Source organism: Intestinibacter sp. (assembly GCF_051866655.1).
Classification (GTDB): domain Bacteria; phylum Bacillota; class Clostridia; order Peptostreptococcales; family Peptostreptococcaceae; genus Intestinibacter.
On the sequence record NZ_JBJDXL010000294.1, the window covers coordinates 1 to 3,823 of the forward strand.

At 28.3% G+C, this 3,823-nt stretch carries 6 protein-coding genes; all 6 read right to left on the reverse strand.

What is annotated here, in order from left to right; translation table 11 throughout:
* Nucleotides 1–104: 104 nt before the first annotated feature.
* A complete protein-coding gene (locus ACI3VO_RS08740) occupies nucleotides 105–1,004 on the reverse strand; it encodes a DUF723 domain-containing protein (RefSeq protein WP_439757547.1) in 900 nt (299 codons plus the stop codon).
* Nucleotides 1,005–1,286: 282 nt separating this feature from the next.
* Nucleotides 1,287–1,805, reverse strand: a complete 519-nt coding sequence (locus ACI3VO_RS08745) for a hypothetical protein (RefSeq protein ID WP_439757548.1) — start codon at nucleotides 1,803–1,805, stop codon at nucleotides 1,287–1,289.
* Nucleotides 1,786–1,995, reverse strand: coding sequence for a hypothetical protein (locus ACI3VO_RS08750; protein ID WP_439757549.1), 210 nt, complete (start codon nucleotides 1,993–1,995; stop codon nucleotides 1,786–1,788). The genes ACI3VO_RS08745 and ACI3VO_RS08750 overlap by 20 nt, the downstream gene beginning before the upstream one ends.
* On the reverse strand, nucleotides 1,995–2,273 hold the full coding sequence (locus ACI3VO_RS08755) for a hypothetical protein (protein ID WP_439757550.1): 279 nt from the start codon (nucleotides 2,271–2,273) through the stop codon (nucleotides 1,995–1,997). The genes ACI3VO_RS08750 and ACI3VO_RS08755 overlap by 1 nt, the downstream gene beginning before the upstream one ends.
* Entirely contained in the window at nucleotides 2,270–3,028 is a 759-nt protein-coding gene (locus tag ACI3VO_RS08760) for a hypothetical protein (RefSeq protein ID WP_439757551.1), read from the reverse strand. Before ACI3VO_RS08760 ends, ACI3VO_RS08755 begins: the two co-directional genes overlap by 4 nt.
* Before the next feature lie 110 nt (nucleotides 3,029–3,138).
* The coding region (locus ACI3VO_RS08765; RefSeq protein WP_439757552.1) for a hypothetical protein at nucleotides 3,139–3,823 on the reverse strand (685 nt) is incomplete at its 5' end.

The window sequence follows — 3,823 nt, forward strand, 5'->3', positions numbered from 1 at the left end:
TTATTCGTTTCACAACATATAATAGCCTATGCCTCCTCAAGTTAGCATGTTTAAAATTAAATTTAGCCTTCGAGGATATTCAGGTGTTTTCAATATAAATTACTTTATAAGGCGGCAATTTTATTTATACACTCTTTAATTTTTTCTTGTAAATTATCAGAGTATTTAATAACAAATAATGTAATGTTATTATCTAGACAATAATCTTCTAAAAGTTTATCTCGAAACTGTTGTTTTTTGAATCTTTCTTCTCCTCCAAAAAAGTCTATTGGCATATAATGCTGTTCTCCATTGTATTCTATAATATATATTTTATTATTATATTCTATATAATAATCAAGTCTAATTTTTAGATCTTCTATATACATACATTTTTCTTTCTTAAATGGAATCTTACTATTTAAAAGAGCTAACCTTATGGCTTCTTCTCCAGAACTTTCCCTACACATAGGGCAATTATGCCCTATCATATGTTTATTAGCTCTTTGCCAAAATTCACCATGTTTAGGACAAATTATACATACTTCAGCATTATAATTTATATATTTAACTTTGGTGTAATCATATTTATCTCCGTGAATTTTTTTAGATCGTTCTATAAATTCTTCTGTTGTTAATCTATCATCATTAGCTCTTTTTATAACAGAACAATTTTTACATCCATATTTTAATATATTTTCTGCTGTAGTGTGTCTAATTGAATTGCATTTTTTGCACCTTACTTTTACATCTTCTGGAGAATTATATTCAATAAACTCGAATAAGTTCTTATCTAATTTGTCTAGAAATCTTTGTATTGCTTGTTCCCTTTTAGCTTTTCCTACTCCACATTTAGGACAGCCATGTTTTGAAGCTATTACGCTTCTAGGAATTGCCTTCCATTCGTGCCTACAATCATTACATCTTATGAGAGTTTTATTATTAGCTCCAGTATATTCTTCTACTAAAACTAAATTAGGAAAGCGTTCTGATAATTTTTCTTGAATTTCTTTAGTACTTTTCATGCTACAAAGATAGCATAAAAAATATAGAAATCCAAGAAAACATTATTTATTTTACAAGTTAAAAAATGTTAATACCGAAATGCAGTGAATCACTAAACTTTTGGTGAGCACTTAGACCTTCATAATAAATTTGAGGACTACCTCCTTGTGCAGGATTTATTAATGATAAACTAGAATTACTTATATACTTTTTATAATTAGGGCCAAAATACTCATTATCTGAAATATCTATAGCCCTAACTGACTCAAAAATAGGAATTATTTTAATTTCGTGTAAACGCACTATTTATAATATTTACATATAATTTCATAACCCTCTATAATTTCATCTATATCTAAGTTATAAATTCTAAATTCTGGCCCAACAGATTGATTGTGAGGTCTATCTATTAATAGAGCTGGCACTCCTGATTTAATACATTTATAAACATTAGATATAGAATCGTCAATCAAAACATCGCAATGTCCCTTAATAATATCCGCTTTGTTTCCGTATTGATAGATTGTTTGATAAATTGGTCTATCTGGAAATCTATTTTTAAGTAACCATTCTCTTGTATAAGATTTCAAATTAACCCTTTTAGTTGCATAAATGTAAGGAATAAAATTAGGTCTATCTATTACTTCTAAATTTGTCCAAAATTCTTTATTATGTCTTAATTTGAAGACATTTTTAGTAATATGATAGTCGTTCTCTTTAGATATATTGGTATTATAATATTTATTATATGCTGATTCAAAATCAGCTAATACTTGATCTATGTCACAAGCTATTCTTAATTTAGAACTCTGATATTTCATAAGGCTCCCCTAAAATAATTCCTTTATCTTCTTTATACTTTACAAAATCATCCCAGTCATCAAAAATATCATCATCTTCAAAAGTATACTTTTGAATAATATGATCTTTTGCATCATTTAGATTTCTTGCAGTTATAGAATCAATATATGGAGGTTCTCCATCATATACCGCGAATAGATAAGTATTCATTATTTCGTAGTTTTTATATATTTTAGGTAAGAATGTCTATATTCCTTTTGCAACCTATCATAGAAGTCCTCTAAAGTTTCTCTATGAGTTTCGTCAACGAGACTATTAAGTAGATTAGTAGCTGTTTGTATATAATATGAATCTGTATCCATATTGTAAAGTACTATTCCAATAAAGTTGTCTGATTCATCAAATACAAAAAATAAACCTTCATCTGCACGTCTGTCTGATAATGTTACTGCTTCAGGCGGCGAAATCATTACATCTTGTAATTTCATAAAATTATTTCTTTTATAGGATTTAAATTAAAAGAACTTGGAGTAATCTTTACACAATCTTTTTCTAAGATAATATTCTTACTTAAAGATTCTGCTGGATATAACCAAGTTTTGATTTTACTATTCTTTAAATAATCAATAAAGTGTGCTCCAAAAGAAACATCACTGTAATCATGTTCTAATAATTTTGATTCTAGATACTCCCAAGTATCATCTTCTAGACCATGTTCGCTTCTTCCATGTTTCATTAAAGGAAGTAGTACATGATTGTAAATAAGGGATACTTTCTTTCTATCATCAAATTTATTAACATCTTCGGTATCTATACAGTAATTAGGGTTGTCAATTAAGTAGCTATTATAAATGTCAAAGAACTCATCTACAGACTGTTTATCTGAAATAATATGATGAATATTTACTTTACATCTGCCTTTTTCTAATAACCCTGTAATGGCATTAGTAGCATATTTTCTTAGAGCTTTATTTCCAAATGAAACTGCTACTCCTCCACAATACAAACTAGTACATGAAAGAACTTCGTTTGCTTTACTATAATACTTAGATCCTGGTTTATCCCAATAAGATAAAATTACTCCATTTGTAGTATAATTAGGTACTACTCCTGATTCATAAACAGTTTTTAGGAACTTACAGAACTGAAGACTGATTGTAGGCTCGCCTGTTGACGTGGCGATAGTTATGTTTCCATAACCACAGAGTACATTTTCATCTATATAAGATGTCGCTCCCTTCAAAGTTTTATATTCTTCTTACGAAGGTTCATCCATACTCGTTACACTACTATAACATATTACCTTTATAGTTAGCACGGTATTAGCATACATTTAGTTTCACAACTCAAGCGTTAGCTTTCACCGTTAGCATCAGATAATTCTGATACCTCCGAAACCTGTTCGGATTGGAGCGATTTGCTAGTAATGTTGCCACTACTAGGGGCCAGATTTAATTCAATTACAAATTCATGGTAAGTGACTTTATCACCAATAGAAGATAGTTCTTTTAATAATCTTTGAAGTTTAGATTTTTCTCTATTTCTAGCAATATATTCAATATCCTTTTTATAATCTACTGAATTGATTAATTCAGAATTTTTATAAATATTATATTTAGTAGGAATACTCGAAGCATTTTTAGAACAAATATTTATATTAACATTTCCTAAAGATTCTCCTTTGTATCTAAAGAAATATTTACCTGACAGAGTTTTTTCTTTTAATCCTTTTCTAATAGTACTTTCAGATATTTTAAGCTCTTCATGTACAGCTACCACAGCAGGATATGTATTTATATATTCTCCTAAGTAATTATACACATCTACAGCTTTTCCTCGAGATTCTCTATATTTCTTGACATCTTCTTCTGATTCAAATCTTTCTTTTTTGATTTTATTGCTTCCTACAGTATCTAAAGAATCTCCATGGTACCTAAATATTAAATTTATAGGATTGGTTAAATTATTACAGCAATCTTGTATAGTATTTCTTCCTAATTTATTTTTAACCAAAAGTTCTTTATTTCTTTGAGATATA

Bases quoted from the DNA above. Each gene is read 5' to 3' on its own strand.
- ACI3VO_RS08740 (WP_439757547.1), bottom strand. From the start codon at position 1,004: ATGAAAAGTACTAAAGAAATTCAAGAAAAATTATCAGAACGCTTTCCT.
- ACI3VO_RS08750 (WP_439757549.1), bottom strand. From the start codon at position 1,995: ATGAATACTTATCTATTCGCGGTATATGATGGAGAACCTCCATATATT.
- ACI3VO_RS08755 (WP_439757550.1), bottom strand. From the start codon at position 2,273: ATGAAATTACAAGATGTAATGATTTCGCCGCCTGAAGCAGTAACATTA.
- ACI3VO_RS08745 (WP_439757548.1), bottom strand. From the start codon at position 1,805: ATGAAATATCAGAGTTCTAAATTAAGAATAGCTTGTGACATAGATCAA.